Origin of the sequence: Thalassospira permensis NBRC 106175 (assembly GCF_000714555.1) — a bacterium.
Classification (GTDB): domain Bacteria; phylum Pseudomonadota; class Alphaproteobacteria; order Rhodospirillales; family Thalassospiraceae; genus Thalassospira; species Thalassospira xiamenensis.
Genome location: NZ_AUNC01000014.1, coordinates 1 through 20,567 on the forward strand (window position 1 = coordinate 1; position 20,567 = coordinate 20,567).

The window sequence follows — 20,567 nt, forward strand, 5'->3', positions numbered from 1 at the left end:
GAAGCCGTTATGGCTTCCCCTTTGTCATTTTGGGTTTCTATCGGCCTGGATGATCCTATCGCCCTGTAATCCCCGGGAAGATGATCAGAATGGCCACGGCCAGCACCTGCAGGCAGATGAATGGCACCAGTGCCTTGAAGATCGTGCCAAGCGTTATGTCCGGTGGTGCCACGGATTTCAGGTAAAATGCGGCAGGGCCAAACGGCGGGGACAGGAAGCTGACCTGCATATTCATCGCAAACAGCACCCCGAACCATACTGGATCAAAGCCAAGCTGTTTGATGATCGGAACAAAGATCGGCATGGTCAGAAGGGCGATACCGACCCAGTCAAGGAACATGCCCAGCACGAACAGGATCAGCATCATGAACAGGATGATGATCATCGGGTCATCGGAAATGCCGGTAATCAGGACGGATACAAACTTGATCCCGCCCATAAGGTTGAATACTCCGACCAGTGCCGATGCGCCAATCCCGATCCAGACAATCATGCCGCATGTCGATAGCGTCTGAAGCGATGCGGCCTTGAGCATGGAAAGCGAAAATTCGCGCCGGACAATCGTCGAGGCAACTACCCCGGCAACACCGACGGCCGAGGCTTCCGTGACCGACGCAATTCCGCCATAGATCGACCCCAAAACACAGATCACGACCAGGAACGGCAGGATCAGGCCCTTGAGCAGGCGGATTTTTTCTTCGTTCGGGATTTTTTCGGTGCGCGGCGGCGGGGCGATATTATCCCCCGTGTAGCTTCGAAACAGCACATAGGCGACATAGAATCCCGCCAGCATGAAGCCCGGCAGGAAGGATGCGGTAAACAGATCGCCGATCGACACATTCGCCGTCAGGCCGTAGATGATCAGAACGATGGATGGTGGCACCATAGTACCTAGCGACCCGCCAGCACAGACAACCCCGATGGCCAGGTTCTTGTCATATCCCTGACGGAGCATCTGTGGCAGTGCCAGCAAGCCCAGCAACACGATCTCGCCCCCGATGATGCCGCTCATGGCGGCCAGAATGACGGCGACAAAAATCGTCTGGACCGCAACCCCGCCCTTAAGCCGGCCACCAAACAGGCGCATGGCTTCGAACAGGTCCTTGGCAATGCCGGATCGATCAAGGATTGCTGCCATCATCACGAACATCGGGACCGAGACAAAGACAAAGGATGACACAAACGAATAGACCCTGCTTGTGATCAGCGGTACCGCCATCGGTCCGAACCAGCCAAGGGTAAACAGCAGGGCAATCAGCAGGGTCACAAATGCCAGCGGCATGCCGGTCATCAAAAAACCAAGCAGCAGCACGAACATCGCAAGCGTGCCATATTCAATGCCAAGGGACTGCAAATCAAACATCGGGATTTATCCTGTTGCGCCGGATATAACGGTCTTCATGCTGTGCATGGGCGAGTTTGGGCAGGAGTTCGGGTCAGTCATTGTCTTTTGCCGCCCCGGAATTTGCGCGCACATCATCAGGTTTGGCGCGGACATAATTGATCGCCAGAACGACAAACTGGATCGTTAACGCGATCAGAACCAACAGCATGAAGATTTTCAGTAATCCCGGATAAGGCGCGTTAAAGGCGCTGCCGGTGGTTTCCAGATGGATGCTACCATCGGGTTTGAAGGCGGCACGCTGCACCATCAACCACCCCGCCCAGGCGAAAAAGCCCGACGAAATGGCACAGACGATTGATATGCCGATATCAAGTGCCCGACGCAATTTCGGCCCGGCAATGTCATAGATGATAACAACCCGGATATGTTTGTCGCGCGATGCACAGTAAAGCCCGGCAAAAACAAAGCCGATGGCCGATAAAAACGTTGTGGTTTCATGCGCCCAAAGGGTCGGGCTGTTAAAAACGTGACGCATGAAAATCTCGAAAATCAGGATACCCATCGCCAACAGGAAACCCAGCGCGAAAACCGTGCTGATCTTGTCGACAACCCGGCCAAAAATGCCGGAAACCTCTGGTACGGGGGTTAATGCGCCATCCGGTTCCAGGGCAGGGGGAATTTCGCTATGCGCCATTTTTTCTGCGCTCGGGGCCATTTTCAGCATTCCTTGTCACGACAAAGAATACAATCCGGCAACGGGGAGGACCGCATCACCCGATAGCGTCTCTTCTATCGGGCTTGGCCGGATTGTACCGGGTCGTTCCGGCGGGCCTTTGCGGGTACCGCCGGAAACGGATGTATCAAGGCAGGCTCAGATCATGCCCTGTTCGGTCAGGTATTTGACGAGTGTATCATAAACCTTCTGGGCATTTTCCGAACGTGCCGCGACTTTTTCCCACTGGCTGGTTGCGATTTTACGGAATTTGTTGCGTTCCTCGGCCGACCAGTTGTGGATGGTAACCCCACCTTCGGCACGGGCCTTGGCAACGGCTTCCATGTCTTTCATGGCCAGCTGTGCGTCCATGTCGCGCGCAAGATCACGGACCGAAACTTCCAGAATGGTCTGGAGGTCTTCGGGCATGGAATCCCATTTCGCCTTGTTGACCGAAACTTCAAGCATCGGCATGGAATGGAAGCCCGGATAGACCGGATGTTTGGCGACGTCATGCAGACCCATTGCCTGGTTGGTCGAGAACACGGTCGCATCCGCAGCATCAATCACCTTTTTATCAAGGGATGTGAAAACTTCGGACTGCGGAATGTTCACAGGCGACGCACCGGCCGCGGCAAAGACTTCCTGCACCATACCTTCTGGTGCGCGCATTTTCAGCCCCTTGAGATCGGCAACGCCATCAAGCGGTTTTGACGAAACGAATGCCTCAAGGCCCGGTGTCACCGCCCCGATGAAATGCAGGCCATAGGGTTGCAGCAGTTCATTCATCAGTTCCTTGCCGCCACCATATTCAACGAAACGCAGCATTTCGGACGGTGCCGACCATGCACCGACCGGATTGGCGATCAGGCCGAATGCCGGGTCTTTACCGGTGAAATAGCTGGTATCGGTGATGTGGCCGTCAATGATGCCAGCAGCAATTGCGTCCTGGGTTTCGGCATGTTCAACAACCGAGTTGACCGGCAGCATTTCAACCGAAATGCGTCCGCCCGACATTTTGCCGACACGCTCCGCCCATTCCTGCTCCAGTACAAAGTTCGGCACGCCAGCCGCATCGCTTGACTGGACTTTAAGGGTGAATTCCTGTGCATTTGCGATCAGCGGTGATGCCATCATCAGGCTGGCGGCAAGTGCGGTTCCGGCGAGTGTCTTGAACGATAGGGTCATCTGTCTTCTCCCTGGGTTACCGGTTTTCCGGCGGTGTTATGCGTTTTGGTGGATGGACTGTCGATTTCGCCGGCTGCAAGACGGGCAGCAGCGGTCGAAACCACGGCTTCAATCGGGGCGTCGATGGAAACAGTCACGCTGATCTCGTCCGGCCCCAGCGGTTCGAGATCGGCCAACTGACTGTCAAGCAATCCGGGCGGCATGAAATGGCCGACCCGGCGATCCAGCCGGGACCGGATCACTTCGCGCGAACCGTCCAGAAAAACAAAAGTTACGGGTGCCATGTGATCGCGCAGGAAATCGCGATAGCGCCGTTTCAGTGCCGAACAGGCGATAAAGATTTTCGGCGATACATAGTTTGACTCAATTCCATGCGCGACTTCTTTGGCAGCCGCCCCAAGTGATGCCAGCCAAGGCCAGCGCATCTCGTCATCAAGCGGGATGCCATTGCGCATGTTTTCGACATTTTGCGGGGGATGATAATCGTCCGCGTCAAGCCACACACCATTCATGATGCTGGCAAGGCCCTTTGCGACCGCGGTCTTGCCTGATCCGCTGACACCCATCACGATGACAAATTCGGCTTTGATGGCTAATCCTCCCGCCACTTTTATTTCGTCTTTTCTTGAGCGGGCCTTGCCCGCCTTGCTTTGTTAGCGCTAACATAATGATAGCGCTAACATCGAGTCAACAGATATTGTGCAACGCCGGGATCGCGGATATGAGGAACAGGGCATGAGAAGGAAGACATGAGAAAACGCAGAGGGGCCGGACGGCCGACCATCGCTGATGTGGCTGATAAGGCCGGGGTCAGCACGATCACCGTTTCACGGGCCTTGCGTGATCCGGCCAAGGTATCCGCCCCGTTGCGCGAACGCATCGATGCCGCCGTTCGCAAGCTTGATTATGTTCCCCATTCCCATGCCAGTGCGCTGGCATCATCGCGGTCCAACATTGTTGGCGTGATCGTGCCGTCGCTGACCAATAACGTGTTTGCCGATACGCTGCGCGCGATTTATGACGAGCTCGAACAGGGGCCGCTTCAGGTGCAGCTTGGCAATTCGCGCTATGTCGCGGCAGAAGAAGAACGCCTGATCCGCATTTTCCTTGGGCAGCGCCCGGCTGCCCTGATTGTTGCGGGTGGGGATCAGACCCCGGCGGCGCGGGCCTTGCTGGAAAGTGCCGATTGTCCGGTGGTGCAGGTCATGGAAGTCGATCCCGATCCGATTGATATGATGGTCGGATTCTCGCATTTCGAAGGCGGGCGCGCGGCCGGGTATCACCTGTTGCAGCGCGGATATCGCAATATCGGTTTCATCGGTGCACGCATGGACCCGCGATCACGCCGCCGCATGGAAGGCTTTGCCGAAGCATTGCGATCAGCAGGCCGGTATGATTCGGAGCTGTTCATGACAACAACCCGGTCATCAAGCACATCACTGGGCGCAGAACTGATCGCAACGTTGCGTGCAAAGCGCCCGGATATTGAAGCGGTTTTTTGCAACAACGATGATATGGCGCTGGGCGTTCTGTTTGGCTGCCAGCATGCCGGGCTGCGTGTGCCCGAAGACCTTGGCATTATCGGTTTCAACGATCTTGAAATGATGGCAGCGGCCTGTCCGTCATTGACCAGTATCCGGACAAACCGCTACGGGATCGGCAAAACGGCGGTTGATATGATCCGTTTGCGGCTGGAGGGGCAGGAGCCGGAAAAGCCGGTTGTCGATCTTGGTTTCCAGTTACAGGAACGCCAAAGCACCGCGCGGCGGGGCTGATATCCTGTTCTAATCTCGATGGATCGGGAAACGTCCGGCCAGTTCGGCAACCAGATCCTTTGGTCCTGAAATCCGGATATGCGTGCCCATGCTATCAAATTGCCGGTCCAGAACCGTGATCCCATCCTGTGCGCAGGCCTGTTCGAGCGTTCCGGCGTCGGAAAATCCGGCAAACAGTTCGGCCTCTCCCTTTGGGACATAATCGATGAAATCAGCGACGCTGCAAACCGCATTTGCCGCCCCGCTATAAGCGCGCACCAATCCGCCGGTGCCAAGCTTCACCCCGCCGAAATAGCGCGTGACGATCACCGCAACATTGATCAGGTCGCGCCCCTGAAGCACCTTCAGGCACGGCACGCCAGATGTGCCCGATGGTTCGCCATCATCCTTGCCATGTTCGATCAACTGGTCTTCGTCATTCAGGTATCGATAGGCGGTGACATGATGATTGGCCTTGGGATGGGCCGCGCGCAATTCCGCCAGTCGTGCCGCAAGATGGTCATAAGGGACCAGCTCGGCCAGGAAGCGCGATTTCTTTTCTTCGGTTTCGGCAAATGCGGCGCGGGCGATGGTTTTCATCACGACTGGATAGCAAAGGCAGGCGCATTGCACCAGCGTGCTCAAGCGTTAAGGGTGAAACAGCGCGAATTTGCCGATCAGGATCACCCCGAAGATCACCAGCATGATCAGAACCAGCCTGCGGAAACTTTCCGCATCCATGCGTGATCTGACAATGCCGCCAAGCTTGGTGCCCAGATAAACCGGGATCAACCCGGCAAGAGATATCCAGACAGTTTCAAGCGTCATCAGGCCAAGTTTTGACAGGCCAATGGCCATAACGATGCTCGACAGGCTGAAGGAAATATTGATCGCCTGTATGAAACGTTTCGGGTCCAGACGAAGGGCCAGAAGGAAAGGCAGAACCGGCATGACCTGTGATCCGGTAATGCCATTGACAAGCCCCGTTGCGAACCCCATCACCGGGGCCAATGGTTTTTGCAGTTTTTCCGGTACCGGCCGCCCCGGCCGCCATAACGTCAATGCGCCGTAAACCATCAAAACAATGCCAAGAACCGCCCCCGCCATCAGGCTGTTGACCAGATCAAGCACCACAAGCCCGACGACAAGCCCCGGCACGGTGGCAACAAACATCGGCCAGAACCGCTTGACGGTTTCGTGAAAATGCCCGGCCTGTGCCATGACGATGCTGTTGCTGACCAGTGATGGAATGATCACCAGCGGCATCGCGGCTTTTAACCCGATACCAAGGGCGAGAACCGGCAAGGCGGATGTTGAAAAGCCAAGCCCGGTTGCCCCTTTGACAAAAGCGGCAATGAAATAGGCGCAGGCAATGATCACTGCCGTTTCGATTGTCATAGGGGTTCCGTTGATCCTGCTTGGAATACCCTTGTCTAATAGTTGATAAGTTTATCGATTAATACTGGTTTTCAGGGTTTAACGCCGGAATCTACAAGGCGGTTACGAGGACTAAGTATCCTCGTCTTGCATATCGACATCATCGTCATTCTGATAAGGTGAGGGAGCGTTGTTGCAGTCTCCTTCCGGGGGAACGGTATAGGTTACGCCCTGATTGGTTGGCATTGCGTTTGCCTGCCGAATGTTTGCGCCGGGTAGTTGACGCACTTCTTGAGTAAAAGGCTCGTGGGCTGGATAAAGTGCATTGGATTTTGCCTGATTGCAGGCCAAACAGATCATACAAAGATTATCGTGGTCGGCGCAGGCCACATCGACCAGAGAATGGGTGATCGGGTTCTGGAAGGCAGGCACATTGAACCTGAACTGTGTTTGCCCGTTGACGCGTGTGGCGGTCAATATTTCTATTGGATCGTCTTCATCGTCATTGCGCCATGTTTCGTAGAATGTCTTGTCGGTCTCCCCGTAACCGAGGACGTAATATTGAACAAAACTGAAATCGGGGAGACTGATGGTCGTTTCCCCCAATGTGTTGCCCCAGGAGCCGTTGCCAGCCATAGGGTTATTATTGTGCTGCGCAGCCAGATTACTAATCGCTTGGTATCTGTTTTGATTTGCACCGGTAAACATGTCTTTTAATAGGCTGTCGGGAAAATTGTGATCTGCCTGTGCAAAGGCATTGGGAACTTTGCGTTGGCAGGCAGGGCAGGTAAACCATGCCTCGCATCCGGATCCAAAATCGAAGTCGCCCGACGTGCCGGCTGTTCCCGGGTACCAGTATGAATTGTAAGCTGTTGATGCTTCGGGTGTCGGGCGTAAGAGATTTCCATTTGTGTCCAGAAGAACAAACATGGCGTTACATCCCTATAAAATCTGGCTGACATAGAGGCGCCAATTCATGATCGGCGGATCAAACGGTCCCGGTGCCATGGATGGCAGGCTGGGCTTATATTGCTTGCTGGCTTTTTCAAGCCGCCACTCAAACCGCATCTCGGATGTGGAAGTTGGCAGGGGTGGCGGAACCGGATTATCTGAACTTTGGCAGGGGGCCACGCTGTCGGTCGGTTTCCATGGTCCCCAAACCGGACGCGGTATTGGAATTGCCGGGCCAGGCGGACCCATCAATGATTTGCGAAAGGCAAAACTATTGCTGTTGGTTGTGGGCATGGCCTTTATCTTTCCAAAGTTGCTGGCCTTTTGCCGACGGACGCGAGGTAAGTTTGTGATGGACAGATACGAAAACCGGAAGTGCTGATAGGGCGTTGATGGCATGAAAGACAGCCGGATTCGCAAGATTTCCAGAGCCCCGACGAGAACGAGCATCCTCCCAAATCCATCTGGAATGGCGGCTTGGGGTGGAATTTTGCGTTTTGTTTGTGGGTATTGGTAAAAATTTGCGGGTTTTTCTTTGCGAATTGCACGGAAGGGGTGGAAATGCGGTTGCAAAACCCGTATCAAGTTTGGCCCGGTTGACAGCACCGGCGATATGGGCGGAAATCCGCTGTGACGCTGATTATATGGTATAGTAACGGCATGATGAACATGCCGGATTGAGAGGAAGCAAATGAGCAAGAGCTGGAGCATTGATAGTTGGCGCAAACTGCCTGTGAAGCAGATGCCGACATATCCGGATGCACAGGCCGTCAAGGCCGTAGAGCAAGAGCTCGGCAGCTATCCTCCTTTGGTATTTGCTGGCGAAGCGCGCGCGTTGAAAGAAAAGCTTGGTGAAGTTGCCGAAGGCAACGCATTCCTGCTGCAGGGCGGGGACTGTGCCGAGAGCTTTAAGGAATTTCATCCCAACAACATTCGCGACACCTTTAAGGTCATGTTGCAGATGGCGGTTGTCCTGACCTATGGCGCGGCATGCCCGGTGGTCAAGGTTGGCCGTATGGCGGGGCAGTTTGCCAAGCCGCGCTCGGCGGATACCGAAACCATTGATGGCGTCGAACTGCCAAGCTATCGCGGTGACAATATCAACGGCATCGAGTTCACATCCGAAGCCCGTGTTCCGGATCCGCAGCGCCAGATCCGTGCCTATAACCAGTCGGCATCGACGCTAAACCTTTTGCGTGCTTTCGCGCAGGGCGGGTTTGCCGACCTGAGCAAAATACACCGTTGGAACCTGTCATTTGTCGATAACAGCCCCGCGGGCGAACGATATCGCAAGATGACAACCCAGATTGACGAAGCTGTTGCCTTCATGCAGGCGTGCGGCATCACGGCCGAAACCGCCCCGCAGATGCGCGAGACGGATTTCTATACCTCGCACGAGGCGCTTTTGCTGGGTTACGAACAGGCCCTGACCCGTCAGGACAGCCTGACCGGTGACTGGTATGACTGTTCGGCACATATGCTGTGGATCGGTGATCGTACCCGTCAGCTTGACGGGGCGCATGTTGAATTCATGCGTGGTGTGAACAACCCGATTGGCATGAAATGCGGACCGACCACCGAAGAAGACGATCTGATCCGTCTGATCGATGCGTTGAACCCGAAAAACGAAGCCGGTCGTCTGACTCTGATCGCGCGCATGGGAGCGGGCAAGGTTGAAGATCACCTGCCCCGTCTGGTGCAGCGGGTCAAGGCAGAGGGCCGCAAGGTTGTCTGGTCCTGCGATCCGATGCATGGCAACACGATCAAGGCGGCGAACGGTTATAAAACCCGTCCGTTCGATGCGATCCTGTCGGAAGTCAAATCGTTCTTTGATGTGCACAAGGCCGAAGGCACCCATGCCGGTGGCGTTCATTTTGAAATGACCGGTACGGATGTGACCGAATGCATTGGCGGTGCACGTGAAGTGACGGTCGACAGCCTGTCGGATCGTTACCACACCCATTGCGATCCGCGTTTGAATGGCGGGCAGGCCCTTGAACTTGCCTTCCTGATCGCCGAAATGATCAAAAAAGAACGCGACAGCGTTCGTGCGGAGCAGCTTGCAGCGTCGGCATAATTGAACATCGAACAATTGATGCGAAAAGGCGTTCGGGAAACCGGACGCCTTTTTTATAGATGGCATGTCTTTTTGAGAGTTGAGTTCGTGGTTTTTTCTATTTAAGGGATGCGTGGCTGGAGGATGTTTCGTTAATTCTGACAGTGAGTATGCATTTTGCCTCTACACTGATTGGCACAACATCCTTAAGTATAGACAATCGCGGCACGATATCGCGGGGATTTTGGGGAAGGGGTCGCACGAAACATGGTGGATGAGGCGGATTTCGCCGCATGGCAGAAAAAAGTGGAGGGAACCAACATTTCCTCGACCACGCTGCTTGCGACCGATTACCTGAACCATTTCAATGAAATCGTGATGCTTCTGGAAATGGTTCCGGACATGCCCGACATGATTGAGGACTGCAAGGAATGGGCGCCGAAAAGCTATCAGGACCATTTCCGTGACAGTGCCTTTTCCGACAAGGAATTGGCGATTGAGGCCTATGATCATGTGCCGGCTCGTTTCCGCCGCCCGTTCGAGGAAACCATCGAGCATATGAATGCCATCGTGTTTCGCGCCAACGAACAGCTTGATGCGCTGATTGCCGAGGGTAATGAAGACCTTTTACGCGAAACTGCCAGTACGGTGACATTGTCCCTGCAGCGTTTCATGGATGTCGCAAGTGGCATCATCCATGGGTCGGCCAAAACCATGAGCCAGGATGAAATTGACGCTGCACTGGCGCTGTAAAAATTCCGCATAAAAAAGGCCGGGTGTTTTATGCTTCCCGGCCTTCGCATTGTCGGATCGGTCGATCAATCCATCATCTCGGCCAGTTCTGCATCAAGCGTTTCGATTTCGCCACGCAGTTTTGGCAGGATATCGTTGCGTGCAGCCGCGACCTGCTGTTTCATGTTTTCAATGGCGCGACGGGAATAGCCGTTGGCTGACTGTTGCTGGAACAGACTGGTCATCTGGGCTTCGATACCGGTATAGAAACGACGCACGCCGGTAATGATTTCCGGATGGACCTCGAACGTACGCGGTGAATAACGCATCGTCGACCAGACCATATCGTCAAGGCGATGCGTCGCTTCTGGCGTCAGTTCGCGGGCGTGCCATTTCATCGGGGCTTCGGGATATTCCGCGATCCATTGTTCTACACGCTCGATATTGTCGACAAACTCGGCCTCAAGCGATTTTTCCAGATAGCTGACATCCGACAGACTTTGATAGCGGTCGAAATCAACCGCAATCCGGAAGCCGGCAAAGCTTGCCAGATACACACCAAGAACCGTTGATGCCAGAATGATGCACTGGGTGAACCAGAATTCGATATTGGGTTTGCCGCTGACGCTAAGAAAGCGGAACGGGGATAAAAAGAGACGCATTATTCTGATCCTTCCGGAGCTTCGTATTCGTCGTAGATTGCTGATTGCCCTTCGAGGGCATCGACATATCGTTCGAAAGCTGTCTGTAGAGGTATCGGTTCACCAAGCGGCAGATTGCGGTCCGTGACCATTTTATTAAGGCGTCGCACGCGATCCATTGGATGAGGGTGCGTGCCGAGATAATCAAGCATGCTCTCATCCTCCTGCATCATTGCAAGCTTGGCAAAGGTGGTTGCGACATCGGTGGCATGGCCATATTTCGCCATGACGATATCGAGTCCCCATTTATCGGCATCAAGTTCCTGGGATCGGGAATAATCCAGGTCGGCCAGCATTTTCGGCCAACCAGCGATCCAGGTGGTCAGAACCGCATCGGCCTGGAACATCATCGCCGACAGGGCAACGCCAACCGCCTGCCGCCCTAGCCCTTCAAGATGATCACGGCCATTATAATGGCCGATTTCATGACCAAGGATGGATAACAGTTCGTTTTCGGTATCGACCAGTTCAAGCATGCCGGTATGCACAAGGATCAGCCCACCGGGCAGGGCGGCGGCATTTGGCGTGTCATCGGGGATGATGACAACTTCGAAATCATAGGCCGCAGCCGGGCCAAGGGCTGATTTCGGGATCGAGTTGATCAGATCAAGGATATAGCGTTCCGGCAGGCTGCGTTGATCATCGCTGCGGCGTTCGGTGATGTAGTCGCCTTCAAGCTCGGACCAGATGGCGATTTCATCCTCGATCGAAATCTGGCGGGTTGCCCATTCGACAGCAAAACCGCTGGTAGCGTAAATGCCCCAGCAGATAAACAGAAACGCCGCACTTGCCGATGTAAATTCAACCAGCAGGTTTTTATGGCTGATATTGATGCCATCATCAGGCAGGGCAGACGGAAAGCCGCCGCTGGGGCGTTTGTCGGTATAAAGGGCCGTGCCCGAAACCATCATTTCAACCATGCCGCGGCCAAGCTGGGCGGTAGTCATGCGGATGCCGGTAATGTGGGATGCGCCCTTGGCGTCGGTCCGCATGCGCAGCATGGCTTCGCGTTTGGCACGCGTGATGGTGGCTTCGTGTGCCCCCAATCGGCCGCCAACGAAAATGCGCAGACGCGCAAGCAGATTGCGGAACCGGTCTTCGCCGATCACAACCTTGCCGGTGACCATTCTGCTGTAACGCAGAAGGATGTCTTCGGGGGCATGGTCCTCGGTGCTCAGGTGCTGATTTGGCAAAAGTTGCTCGTCACGGCGCAGGGCGCGTTCGTGGGCGGCTTCAGCCAGACGGCCTGTCACAAAGGCGATCCCGATCAGGATCATTAGCATGATCCCCGGAACAAATAGTTCCTGCATTGGAAAAGACTCCGGGGATTATTTCAGGCGAACAGCCGTGCCATAGGCAAAGATTTCAGCCGCCTTGTATGCGACCTGCGATGTGGAAAAATGCACATCAACAACCGCATCGGCATCCATCACACCGGCCTGTTTGACCAGACGTTCGAGGGCCTCGGTCTGGGCCTGTTCTAGAAGGCGGGTATAAGAACGCACTTCGCCGCCAAACAGGTTTTTGAAAAAGGCAAAAATATCAAACAGGAAGCTTCGGCTGCGAACTGAACTGCCAAATACGATGCCCAGATTTTCGCTGATTTCACGGCCCGGAATATGGGATATTGTCACGACCGGCAATTCTGCCACCGTGTTTTGGTTTTTCGTCATTGGTTTGCTCGTCTCAAATTATTGTTTTTGGTGCCGATTTTTCGGCTGGCGCAATAAAGCCACTTTGCGAACGTATTGCAAGCGATTATCAAGTGACGGTGAATGAAGTTGCGGTGACAGTGCAAAAATACGGCATTGTTGCCGATGCAGTGCTGCTATCGCGCATTCGGCAATTGACACCAAACCGGACGCCTCCTATTCCAACATCATGACAAATATGCTTGCCATCGCGATTGCCCAGCTTAACCCCATTGTCGGCGACGTTGCCGGGAATGCCGAGAAAGTTGTGGCTGCCTGGGAAACTGCGGCCGATCAGGGCGCGGATATTGTCCTTTATTCCGAACTGGTTCTGTCGGGCTATCCGCCCGAGGATCTGGTGATGAAGCCTGCCTTCATGCGCCATCTGCGTCATGCGGTCGAAGATATCTGCGAACGCACCAGGTCGCGCAAAAACGGCCCGGCCTTGTTGTTAACGACACCGTGGGATATTGACGGGGAACGCTTTAACGCGGTTCTTCTGATCGATCAGGGCAAGATCGAAACGGTGCGGGCAAAAAACGACCTGCCGAATTATGGCGTGTTTGATGAAAAACGCGTGTTCAGTGCCGGACCGATGCCCGACGTCGTGTCATTCCGGGGGGTAACACTTGGTGTGCCGATCTGCGAGGACGTTTGGACGCCAAAGGTTGTTGCCCATCTGCGCGATCGCGGGGCGGAAATTTTCCTGGTGCCGAACGGATCACCGTTTGAGGCCGACAAGGGCGATCTACGCCGTAACCTGATTGCGGATCGGGTGCGTGAAACCGGCGTTCCGATGATTTACTGCAACGAAGTCGGTGGTCAGGACGAACTGGTGTTTGATGGCGGTTCATTTGGCCTTAACGGTGATGGATCACTGGCCGTGGCCCTGCCGGGCTTTGCCGAGGATGTCGCCACCAGCACATGGTCGCGCAGTGAAAATGGTAGCTGGCGGTGCGATGAAAATGCACCAAAGGCCGATTATCCAAGCGGGCTTGATGCAATATACCAGACATTGGTTCTGGGGCTTCGGGATTATGTGAACAAAAACCGGTTCCCGGGTGTTGTGATCGGCATGTCGGGCGGGATTGATAGCGCGCTTTCAGCCGCCATTGCTGTTGATGCGCTGGGATCAGATCGGGTGCGGCTGGTGATGATGCCCTCGCCTTACACGTCGCGCGAAAGCCTTGAAGATGCCAAACAATGCGCGGGGATGCTGAAAACCGGGATTGAAAGCATCAATATCGGGCCTGCCATGGATGCATTCGAACAGATGCTTGCCCCGGCATTCGAAGGCCGCGACCCGGATATTACCGAAGAAAACATTCAGGCCCGTTCGCGCGGGATCATCCTGATGGGGCTTTCAAACAAGTTCGGCGATATGGTTCTGACGACGGGCAACAAGTCGGAAATGTCGGTTGGCTATGCCACGCTGTATGGTGACATGTGCGGTGGCTATTCGGTTTTGAAAGATCTTTATAAAACAACGGTGTTTGCGCTTTGCCATTGGCGCAATGCCCATCATCCGGTGGGCGCACTTGGCCCGGACGGCGTCGTGATCCCGGAACGGATCATTACCAAGCCGCCATCAGCCGAATTGCGCCCGGATCAGAAAGACGAAGATAGCCTGCCGCCTTATGACGTTCTTGATGATATCCTTCATCAGATGATTGAAGGCGAACAGTCTGTTTCCGAGATTGTGCAAAGCGGCCATGACGAGGCTACGGTACGCCGGGTCTGGCGATTGCTTGACCGGGCGGAATATAAACGCCGACAGGCACCGCCCGGGGTCAAGATCACGCCGCGTGCCTTTGGCCGCGACCGCCGCTATCCGATTACCAACGGTTTCACGAATTTAGTGACCTGAAAAAAGTTTGAAATGACAAAACCTGTCCTGCGATTTGCGCCCAGCCCGACCGGGCTTCTCCATGTCGGTAACGCCCGCGTTGCCATGATGAACTGGCTTTATGCCCGGAAACATGGTGGCGAGTTCATCCTGCGCTTTGACGATACCGATCCGGTCCGTTCCAAAGACGAATATGTTGATGCGATCCGCGAAGACCTGAAATGGCTTGGCATCGACTGGGACCGCGAAGAACGTCAAAGCCTGCGACAGGATAAATATGACGCGGCGATTGATGACCTGAAATCGCGCAACATGCTTTATCCGTGCTATGAAACCGAAGGCGAACTTAACTGGAAACGCAAGGCCGCCCGCCAGCGTCACCAGCCGTTTATCTATGACCGCAAGGCATTGACGCTTTCGGATGATGAAATCGCCCATCTTGAGGCCGAGGGCCGCAAACCGCATTGGCGCTTCCTTCTGACGGATGGCGTGGTTGAATGGGATGACCTGACGCGCGGGATTTGTACGTTTGACACCGAACATGTGTCCGACCCGGTTCTGATCCGCGAAGACGGATCGCTGCTTTATATGCTGGGTTCGGTTGTTGATGATCTTGAAATGGGTGTTACCCATATCATTCGCGGCGAAGACCATGTGACCAACACGGTATCGCAGATCCTGCTTTACATGGCGATGGGCGGTAAGCCCGGTGCGCTTGAATTTGCTCATATGCCGCTTTTGGCGGGGCCGGGTGGTTCGCAGCTGTCGAAACGTCTGGGCAGCCTTTCGCTGCGTGAACTGCGCAATGACGGGTTCGAGGTTGCCTCACTTGTCGGGCTTCTGACCGGGCTTGGTGCATCCGACAAGATCGAACCGGCGACGCTGACCGAGGTGCTGGGCAAATTTGATCTTTCGCATTATGGCCGTTCGACCCCGAAATTCGATCCTGCGGAACTTGCCAGCCTGAATGAAAAAGTCATTCATGACATGTCGTTTGAAACGGCAAAGCCAAAGCTTGACGCCCTTGGTCTGGGCGACGCGCCGGAAGAATTCTGGAACGCGGTGCGCGGCAATTGCTGGCGCGTGGCAGAAGCAGTTGAATGGTGGGATGTGATCACCAAGCAGGTCATCCCGCAGATCGACGATGCCGATGTGGAATTTTTAAAGCAGGCGGCAGATATGCTGCCCGAAGGTGACCTTGATGCGACCAGCTGGAAAGCGTGGACCGGTGCGATCAAGGATGCGACCGGCCGCAAGGGCAAGGAGCTTTTCATGCCGCTTCGCAAGGCACTGACGGGGCGTGAACATGGCCCGGAAATGTCGGCGATGCTGGTTCTGATCGGACGTGAAAAGGCGTGTGAACGGCTTTGTGGAAAGGCGGTCTAAAGCAAACAGCTTTGACCGCCGGAATATCCCGCAAATCCGAAAACACAAGTCATATGGACCGAAAACATGACCAAGACCACATTGCGTATCTATGACACCTTAAGCCGCGAAAAGCAGGTGTTCGAGCCGATCGATGCCAAACATGTCCGGCTTTATGTCTGCGGCCCGACGGTTTATGACTATGCCCATGTCGGCAATGCACGGCCTGTTGTGGTGTTTGATACGCTGGTGCGTGTGTTGCGTCATATCTATCCAAACGTGACCTATGTGCGCAACGTGACCGACGTTGATGACAAGATCAACGAACGCGCCCGCCAAAGCGGCGAGCCGATTTCGGAAATCACCAAACGCACCCATCAGGCCTACCTGGAGGATATGGGCGCGCTTAATGCTGCCAAGCCCGATATCGAACCGCGCGCGACCGAACATATCGCCGAAATGATCGCGATGTGCGAAAGCCTGATCGAACAGGGCTTCGCCTATGCCGCCGAGGGGCACGTGCTCTTTTCCGTCGGCCACTACGAAGAATACGGCAAACTGTCGCGTCGCGACCGCAAGGAAATGATCGCCGGTGCCCGGGTTGAAGTCGCCCCCTATAAAAAGGACCCGGCGGACTTCGTTCTGTGGAAGCCGTCCGATGACGAAACGCCGGGCTGGGAAAGCCCATGGGGTCGAGGGCGTCCGGGTTGGCATATTGAATGCTCTGCCATGTCGACGCGCTATCTGGGCGAGAATTTCGACATTCATGGCGGCGGATCGGATCTGGTTTTCCCGCATCATGAAAACGAAATCGCGCAAAGCTGCTGCGCGAACAAGGGTTCTAGTTACGCCAAATACTGGATGCATAACGGCCATCTGATGGTCGAAGGTGAAAAGATGTCCAAGTCGCTTGGCAACTTTGTCACCGTGCACGAGCTTTTGGAAAACTGGCCGGGCGAGGCGATCCGGCTTGCGATGCTGGGAACCCACTATCACCAGCCGATCAACTGGACCGAAGAAAACCTGCGTCAGGCCAAAGAGGCGCTGGATCGGTTCTATACCGCCCTTCGTCAGACCACTGATATCGAACCGGAAAACACGCCGGTGCCGGAATCGGTCCTGAATGCGCTGTGTGATGATCTTAATACGCCGCTGGCGATTGCGGAATTCCATGAACTGGTGACCGAACTGAACAAGGCGACCAAGAAATACGACAAGGCCGAGGCCAAGGGCCGTGTTCTGGCGGCGGCAACGTTGCTGGGTATTCTTGAAAATGATCCGGAAGCCTGGTTCACCGGTTCTGCCGATGAGGACGAGGCCGCCGAGATTGACAGCCTGATCCAGCAGCGTGCCGAAGCGAAGAAAAACCGCGATTTTGCCACCGCTGATCAGATCAGAAATGATCTTCTGGCGCGTGGTATCCTGCTTGAAGACTTCAAGGAAGGTACGAGCTGGAAGCGCGTTTGATCCGTTGGATTTGAATTGGAAAAGGCACCGCCGGGAGACCTGCGGTGCCTTTTTGCTTTAAGTGGCGGTGGTGTCCAGTTCGTCAAACAGTTCCTGTGCTGCATTCAGGCCGTTGATCGCGGCAGGAAGACCGCCATAAACCGCCATCTGCCAGATCGCTTCGATGACTTCTTCGCGCGTCGCACCGGCGGCAAGACTGTGTTTGATATTGATCTTAAGCTGCGGTGCGGTTTGCCCACCCAGAACCGTCAGGGCGGAAATCGTGCAAAGCTGACGGGTTTTCAGATCAAGGTTGGGCCGCGCGTAGTGGCGGCCGTAGGCCCATTCAACGAGGCTTTCGGCAAAACCCGGCACCAGAGTGTCGTATTTTTCGGCCAAGGCGTCTTCAAGCGGTGGGTTCAGACGTGCGACAACATCGCGCCCGGCATCGAGCGCGCTTTTCTGTTCAGCCATAAGGGGCTCCTGCGAGGTTTATTGTGGGATCAGGCCGTTTTCTTGCGGCCGATTTTGTCGTAATTGGCGATCTTGTAATCAAGCACTTCGAGGGTTTCGGTCAGCTCGGCGATTTTCTGGGCCAATCCGGTCCGATAGATTTCGAGAAGTTCGCGCCGTTCGCCAACCGTTTGTTCGCCCTCGCTACGCAGACGGGCAAACCGCACCCGGTCGCGGATCGGCATGCCAAGATCCTTGAGGCGTGAAATGAAAGTCAGCCAATCGAGAATTTCCGGGTCATAGCACCGTCGGCCGCCCGCATCGCGTGACGGTTTGGGCACAAGCCCGATTTTTTCGTAATAGCGCAGCGTGTGAATGGGCAAACCGCTTTTGGCCGAGACTTCACCAATCATCATGTCGGTCACCTTTCAGCTTGGGGAACTTTCAAAAGGCTAGCTGCTGGAGTGTACTTTAGGTCAAGCGCAAATTTTTTGCCAGTTTGTGCAACATCTTGCGGTTGCGCAGTCATGACATTCGGACCACCTTCTATCCTGTGACCGGTTATGAACGACAGGGTTGTGATTGCGATGTTTTTTCTGGGTCGACGGAATTTCCTTCGTGGGGCGACGGCGATTGGCGCAACAGCGGGCCTTGGCGCGATCAAGCCGCTTTGGGCGCAAACGCTTGATAATCGCAAGATCCCCGATGTGATCAAAAAGCCGATCCCGTCCAGTGGTGAAATGATCCCGGCGGTCGGTCTGGGCAGCTGGATCACGTTTAATGTCGGGAATGATCCGGTTTTGCGCGATCAGTGCGCCAATGTCATGCAGGCGTTTTTTGACGGGGGCGGACGCATGATCGACAGCTCGCCGATGTATGGATCATCCCAGGAGGTGATCGGTTACGGGCTTGATAAACTGGGCGCTCGCGACCGGGTATTTTCCACCGACAAGGTCTGGACTTCGGATGATGGTGCCAAACAGATCGCGCAAACATCCGAGCACTGGAACATCGAAAATTTTGACCTGTTGCAGGTTCATAATCTGGTGGGGATCAACGACAACCTGCCGCTTCTGTTTGATATGAAGGATGCCGGACGGCTGCGTTATGTCGGGGTGACGACATCGCATGGCAGGCGGACCGATGATTTGATGGCGGTGATGAAAAACACCCCGATTGACTTCGTGCAGGTAACTTATAACCCGGTGGATCGCAAGGTTGAGGATTACCTTTTACCGCTGGCGGAGGAACGCGGCATTGCCGTGATCGTCAATCGACCGTTTCGCGGTGGCAGTCTGCTTGACCGCTTAGAAGGTGAAAAGCTTCCCGATTTTGCCGCCGAGATCGAGGCAAAAAGCTGGGCGCAGCTGATCCTGAAATATCTGATATCTCATCCGGCGGTAACCTGCCCGATCCCGGCAACCACGCAACCGATGCACGCCATGGAAAACATGCAGGCCGCCACCGGCCCGATGCCCGATGACGACATGCGCCAACGTATTGCTGCCGTGATCGGGGTCCTGTGATGAGCGAATGGTGGAGCTACAGTCTGGCAGATTTTCTGCTGTTTTCGCCGCGCGTTTATTTCCGGCTGTTTGAAACGCTGAATACCACGTGGTGGCTGGCGGTGAGTGCCGCACTGGTCGCGGGGATGATCACATTTGGTCTTTCCATCCGGCATGGCAATCGCGGCAACCGGGTGGCGCTTGTTCTGCTGGCGATCATCTGGGGCTGGGTGAGTGCAGGTTTCCTTTGGTATTATTACCAGCCGATCAACTGGCTAATCCCGTATTTCATTCCGGCCTTTATTACCGAGGCATTGTTGATGGTGATGTTTGCCGCGCGCCGGATGCCTTTGCGGTTTGGCTGGCGCGGTGATTTTTCCTGCATTGCCGGGATGGTGATGATTGCGATTGCGATTTTCGTCTATCCCTTTGTCGGCTTGATCGAAGGACGGGACCTGATACAGGCGGAACTGTTTGGCAGTGCTGCCGATCCGACGGCCATCGGGACGCTTGGCTTTATCCTGCTGGCGCGCGGGTCGTGGCGCTGGATTTTATTGCCGGTGCCGATGGCGTGGTGTGTACTGGCCAGCGGCACATTATGGGTGATGGATCAGGATATCGCGCTGCTGCCATTGATTGCGGTCTGGCTGACAGTGCTTGGTGGCTGGATGGATCAGAAGAACGGTGTCACCCGCCGGTCATTGCTTGATGCTGGTGCGGATGACTAGCGCCCGGCAAGCAGGCGAATGCCAACCGCGGCAAAGAACACGCCAAGCAAACCATTAATCCAGCGCGCCGCGCGGCGATAAAGCGAAGTGGCCGGTGCGGTCGAAAAGGCGGTGGCATAGGCGAAATGCACAAGTGTTGAAATCGTGCCGCAGCCGATTACGATCACCCATCCCACCCAAATCGGTGTGCCATCGGCAAAGCCGATGGAGATGATGGCAATCCATGTCAGAATTGCCTTGGGATTGGTCAGATGAAGACCGAGTCCCAGGCCGAAATACCCGACCGGCGAGATGGCTTTGTCGTCGCGCGCAATGGCATCACTGGCCGGTTGCACAGGGCGGAACGCAGAACGAAAGGCTTTGAAAGCCATCCACAAAAGATAAATCCCGCCGGCAATACGAATGACGGTCATGGCATCAGCCCAGCTTGCCAGAAGGGCAGAAAGGCCGGTCAGGGTCAGAATGCCAATGCAAAGCGATCCGGCCCCGATCCCGATGGCAAAGCAATGACCCGCACGGCGCCCGCGTTCAAGTGAGACCCCCATCAGACCCAGCAAGGCAGGGCCGGGGCTGATCAGGCCCATCAGAAGGACCGCGTAGGCCAGAAATATTCCCGGCAGATAAGGGGCGATATCGGCAAAGTCGATCATAGGGCGATCCTTTGTCAAACATGGTGGCAAACATGCCGTGGTGGCGGCATGAAAACTGTACGCCCCG

Annotated in this window: 22 protein-coding genes; 8 read left to right on the top strand and 14 right to left on the bottom strand. The window is 55.1% G+C overall.

The features are described 5' to 3' along the window. Window positions 1-55: 55 nt before the first annotated feature. The 4 genes from SMB34_RS09235 to SMB34_RS09250 all read right to left on the bottom strand — a co-directional run bounded on the left by SMB34_RS09235 (window position 56) and on the right by SMB34_RS09250 (window position 3,853). Complete coding sequence (locus tag SMB34_RS09235) at window positions 56-1,363, bottom strand: TRAP transporter large permease (RefSeq protein WP_007091270.1); 1,308 nt, start codon at window positions 1,361-1,363, stop codon at window positions 56-58. Between the two features lie 73 nt (window positions 1,364-1,436). Further along, the gene (locus SMB34_RS09240; RefSeq protein ID WP_205618043.1) at window positions 1,437-2,060 is read right to left on the bottom strand and encodes a TRAP transporter small permease subunit; all 624 of its coding nucleotides are present in this window, start codon (window positions 2,058-2,060) and stop codon (window positions 1,437-1,439) included. Between the two features lie 156 nt (window positions 2,061-2,216). After that, the gene (locus SMB34_RS09245) at window positions 2,217-3,245 is read right to left on the bottom strand and encodes a TRAP transporter substrate-binding protein (protein WP_037989447.1); all 1,029 of its coding nucleotides are present in this window, start codon (window positions 3,243-3,245) and stop codon (window positions 2,217-2,219) included. Beyond that, on the bottom strand, window positions 3,242-3,853 hold the full coding sequence (locus SMB34_RS09250; RefSeq protein ID WP_071239407.1) for a gluconokinase: 612 nt from the start codon (window positions 3,851-3,853) through the stop codon (window positions 3,242-3,244). The genes SMB34_RS09245 and SMB34_RS09250 overlap by 4 nt, the downstream gene beginning before the upstream one ends. A 141-nt stretch (window positions 3,854-3,994) precedes the next feature. On the opposite strand from SMB34_RS09250, the gene gntR reads away from it, so the two are divergent. After that, window positions 3,995-5,020, top strand: a complete 1,026-nt coding sequence (gntR, locus tag SMB34_RS09255; protein WP_037989451.1) for an HTH-type transcriptional regulator GntR — start codon at window positions 3,995-3,997, stop codon at window positions 5,018-5,020. 9 nt (window positions 5,021-5,029) lie between these two features. On the opposite strand, the gene SMB34_RS09260 is transcribed toward gntR, so the two are convergent. From SMB34_RS09260 to SMB34_RS21040, 4 genes are all read right to left on the bottom strand, one after another. Further along, window positions 5,030-5,599: an IMPACT family protein gene (locus SMB34_RS09260; protein WP_037989452.1), complete on the bottom strand. Its 570-nt coding sequence runs from the start codon at window positions 5,597-5,599 to the stop codon at window positions 5,030-5,032. A 48-nt stretch (window positions 5,600-5,647) separates the two neighbouring features. Next, complete coding sequence (locus SMB34_RS09265; protein WP_037989454.1) at window positions 5,648-6,397, bottom strand: sulfite exporter TauE/SafE family protein; 750 nt, start codon at window positions 6,395-6,397, stop codon at window positions 5,648-5,650. 111 nt (window positions 6,398-6,508) lie between these two features. Next, a complete protein-coding gene (locus SMB34_RS09270; RefSeq protein WP_063095965.1) occupies window positions 6,509-7,306 on the bottom strand; it encodes a hypothetical protein in 798 nt (265 codons plus the stop codon). Between the two features lie 12 nt (window positions 7,307-7,318). Continuing rightward, window positions 7,319-7,900: a hypothetical protein gene (locus tag SMB34_RS21040; protein ID WP_139189999.1), complete on the bottom strand. Its 582-nt coding sequence runs from the start codon at window positions 7,898-7,900 to the stop codon at window positions 7,319-7,321. 118 nt (window positions 7,901-8,018) lie between these two features. On the opposite strand from SMB34_RS21040, the gene SMB34_RS09280 reads away from it, so the two are divergent. Both SMB34_RS09280 and SMB34_RS09285 read left to right on the top strand, forming a co-directional pair. Beyond that, the gene (locus tag SMB34_RS09280) at window positions 8,019-9,404 is read left to right on the top strand and encodes a class II 3-deoxy-7-phosphoheptulonate synthase (RefSeq protein WP_007091279.1); all 1,386 of its coding nucleotides are present in this window, start codon (window positions 8,019-8,021) and stop codon (window positions 9,402-9,404) included. A gap of 246 nt (window positions 9,405-9,650) precedes the next feature. Continuing rightward, complete coding sequence (locus SMB34_RS09285; RefSeq protein WP_007091280.1) at window positions 9,651-10,136, top strand: hypothetical protein; 486 nt, start codon at window positions 9,651-9,653, stop codon at window positions 10,134-10,136. 65 nt (window positions 10,137-10,201) lie between these two features. Here SMB34_RS09285 and SMB34_RS09290 read toward each other — a convergent pair whose 3' ends face one another. From SMB34_RS09290 to SMB34_RS09300, 3 genes are read right to left on the bottom strand one after another with little or no spacing between them, the layout of a single operon-like run. Next, window positions 10,202-10,777, bottom strand: coding sequence for a hypothetical protein (locus SMB34_RS09290; protein WP_007091281.1), 576 nt, complete (start codon window positions 10,775-10,777; stop codon window positions 10,202-10,204). Then, window positions 10,777-12,126, bottom strand: a complete 1,350-nt coding sequence (locus tag SMB34_RS09295) for a M48 family metalloprotease (RefSeq protein ID WP_037989461.1) — start codon at window positions 12,124-12,126, stop codon at window positions 10,777-10,779. The genes SMB34_RS09290 and SMB34_RS09295 overlap by 1 nt, the downstream gene beginning before the upstream one ends. An 18-nt stretch (window positions 12,127-12,144) precedes the next feature. Continuing rightward, window positions 12,145-12,489 carry a YbjQ family protein gene (locus SMB34_RS09300; RefSeq protein ID WP_037989462.1) on the bottom strand — a complete coding sequence of 115 codons (345 nt, stop codon included), beginning with the start codon at window positions 12,487-12,489 and terminating at the stop codon, window positions 12,145-12,147. Between the two features lie 208 nt (window positions 12,490-12,697). On the opposite strand from SMB34_RS09300, the gene SMB34_RS09305 reads away from it, so the two are divergent. The 3 genes from SMB34_RS09305 to cysS all read left to right on the top strand — a co-directional run bounded on the left by SMB34_RS09305 (window position 12,698) and on the right by cysS (window position 17,185). Then, the gene (locus SMB34_RS09305) at window positions 12,698-14,374 is read left to right on the top strand and encodes an NAD+ synthase (RefSeq protein ID WP_037989464.1); all 1,677 of its coding nucleotides are present in this window, start codon (window positions 12,698-12,700) and stop codon (window positions 14,372-14,374) included. 12 nt (window positions 14,375-14,386) lie between these two features. Continuing rightward, the gene (locus SMB34_RS09310) at window positions 14,387-15,739 is read left to right on the top strand and encodes a glutamate--tRNA ligase (RefSeq protein ID WP_037989466.1); all 1,353 of its coding nucleotides are present in this window, start codon (window positions 14,387-14,389) and stop codon (window positions 15,737-15,739) included. Between the two features lie 66 nt (window positions 15,740-15,805). After that, complete coding sequence (gene cysS, locus SMB34_RS09315) at window positions 15,806-17,185, top strand: cysteine--tRNA ligase (RefSeq protein WP_037989469.1); 1,380 nt, start codon at window positions 15,806-15,808, stop codon at window positions 17,183-17,185. 57 nt (window positions 17,186-17,242) lie between these two features. Here the strand turns inward: cysS and SMB34_RS09320 are convergent, their stop codons facing one another. Together SMB34_RS09320 and SMB34_RS09325 are read right to left on the bottom strand one after the other, a co-directional pair. Next, window positions 17,243-17,638, bottom strand: a complete 396-nt coding sequence (locus SMB34_RS09320) for a carboxymuconolactone decarboxylase family protein (RefSeq protein ID WP_037989471.1) — start codon at window positions 17,636-17,638, stop codon at window positions 17,243-17,245. Window positions 17,639-17,667: 29 nt separating this feature from the next. Further along, window positions 17,668-18,033, bottom strand: coding sequence for a MerR family transcriptional regulator (locus SMB34_RS09325; RefSeq protein WP_037989473.1), 366 nt, complete (start codon window positions 18,031-18,033; stop codon window positions 17,668-17,670). A 147-nt stretch (window positions 18,034-18,180) separates the two neighbouring features. On the opposite strand from SMB34_RS09325, the gene SMB34_RS09330 reads away from it, so the two are divergent. Both SMB34_RS09330 and SMB34_RS09335 read left to right on the top strand, forming a co-directional pair. Then, window positions 18,181-19,143 carry an aldo/keto reductase gene (locus SMB34_RS09330; protein WP_240478793.1) on the top strand — a complete coding sequence of 321 codons (963 nt, stop codon included), beginning with the start codon at window positions 18,181-18,183 and terminating at the stop codon, window positions 19,141-19,143. Next, window positions 19,143-19,850 (top strand): DUF6064 family protein, encoded by a 708-nt coding sequence (locus SMB34_RS09335; RefSeq protein WP_037989475.1) that lies wholly within the window; start codon window positions 19,143-19,145, stop codon window positions 19,848-19,850. The genes SMB34_RS09330 and SMB34_RS09335 overlap by 1 nt, the downstream gene beginning before the upstream one ends. On the opposite strand, the gene SMB34_RS09340 is transcribed toward SMB34_RS09335, so the two are convergent. After that, a complete protein-coding gene (locus tag SMB34_RS09340) occupies window positions 19,847-20,500 on the bottom strand; it encodes a LysE family translocator (protein ID WP_037989478.1) in 654 nt (217 codons plus the stop codon). The genes SMB34_RS09335 and SMB34_RS09340 overlap by 4 nt on opposite strands. Window positions 20,501-20,567: the final 67 nt, after the last annotated feature.

Excerpts from the sequence above, each read along its gene's own strand:
- SMB34_RS09285 (WP_007091280.1), top strand. The coding sequence starts at position 9,651 with ATGGTGGATGAGGCGGATTTCGCCGCATGGCAGAAAAAAGTGGAGGGA.
- SMB34_RS09280 (WP_007091279.1), top strand. The coding sequence starts at position 8,019 with ATGAGCAAGAGCTGGAGCATTGATAGTTGGCGCAAACTGCCTGTGAAG.
- SMB34_RS09260 (WP_037989452.1), bottom strand. The coding sequence starts at position 5,599 with ATGAAAACCATCGCCCGCGCCGCATTTGCCGAAACCGAAGAAAAGAAA.
- SMB34_RS09235 (WP_007091270.1), bottom strand. The coding sequence starts at position 1,363 with ATGTTTGATTTGCAGTCCCTTGGCATTGAATATGGCACGCTTGCGATG.
- SMB34_RS09295 (WP_037989461.1), bottom strand. The coding sequence starts at position 12,126 with ATGCAGGAACTATTTGTTCCGGGGATCATGCTAATGATCCTGATCGGG.
- SMB34_RS09300 (WP_037989462.1), bottom strand. The coding sequence starts at position 12,489 with ATGACGAAAAACCAAAACACGGTGGCAGAATTGCCGGTCGTGACAATA.
- SMB34_RS09325 (WP_037989473.1), bottom strand. The coding sequence starts at position 18,033 with ATGATGATTGGTGAAGTCTCGGCCAAAAGCGGTTTGCCCATTCACACG.
- SMB34_RS09335 (WP_037989475.1), top strand. The coding sequence starts at position 19,143 with ATGAGCGAATGGTGGAGCTACAGTCTGGCAGATTTTCTGCTGTTTTCG.
- SMB34_RS09290 (WP_007091281.1), bottom strand. The coding sequence starts at position 10,777 with ATGCGTCTCTTTTTATCCCCGTTCCGCTTTCTTAGCGTCAGCGGCAAA.
- SMB34_RS09340 (WP_037989478.1), bottom strand. The coding sequence starts at position 20,500 with ATGATCGACTTTGCCGATATCGCCCCTTATCTGCCGGGAATATTTCTG.
- SMB34_RS09265 (WP_037989454.1), bottom strand. The coding sequence starts at position 6,397 with ATGACAATCGAAACGGCAGTGATCATTGCCTGCGCCTATTTCATTGCC.
- SMB34_RS09320 (WP_037989471.1), bottom strand. The coding sequence starts at position 17,638 with ATGGCTGAACAGAAAAGCGCGCTCGATGCCGGGCGCGATGTTGTCGCA.
- SMB34_RS09245 (WP_037989447.1), bottom strand. The coding sequence starts at position 3,245 with ATGACCCTATCGTTCAAGACACTCGCCGGAACCGCACTTGCCGCCAGC.
- SMB34_RS09270 (WP_063095965.1), bottom strand. The coding sequence starts at position 7,306 with ATGTTTGTTCTTCTGGACACAAATGGAAATCTCTTACGCCCGACACCC.
- cysS (WP_037989469.1), top strand. The coding sequence starts at position 15,806 with ATGACCAAGACCACATTGCGTATCTATGACACCTTAAGCCGCGAAAAG.
- gntR (WP_037989451.1), top strand. The coding sequence starts at position 3,995 with ATGAGAAAACGCAGAGGGGCCGGACGGCCGACCATCGCTGATGTGGCT.
- SMB34_RS09310 (WP_037989466.1), top strand. The coding sequence starts at position 14,387 with ATGACAAAACCTGTCCTGCGATTTGCGCCCAGCCCGACCGGGCTTCTC.
- SMB34_RS09330 (WP_240478793.1), top strand. The coding sequence starts at position 18,181 with ATGAACGACAGGGTTGTGATTGCGATGTTTTTTCTGGGTCGACGGAAT.
- SMB34_RS09240 (WP_205618043.1), bottom strand. The coding sequence starts at position 2,060 with ATGGCCCCGAGCGCAGAAAAAATGGCGCATAGCGAAATTCCCCCTGCC.
- SMB34_RS09305 (WP_037989464.1), top strand. The coding sequence starts at position 12,698 with ATGACAAATATGCTTGCCATCGCGATTGCCCAGCTTAACCCCATTGTC.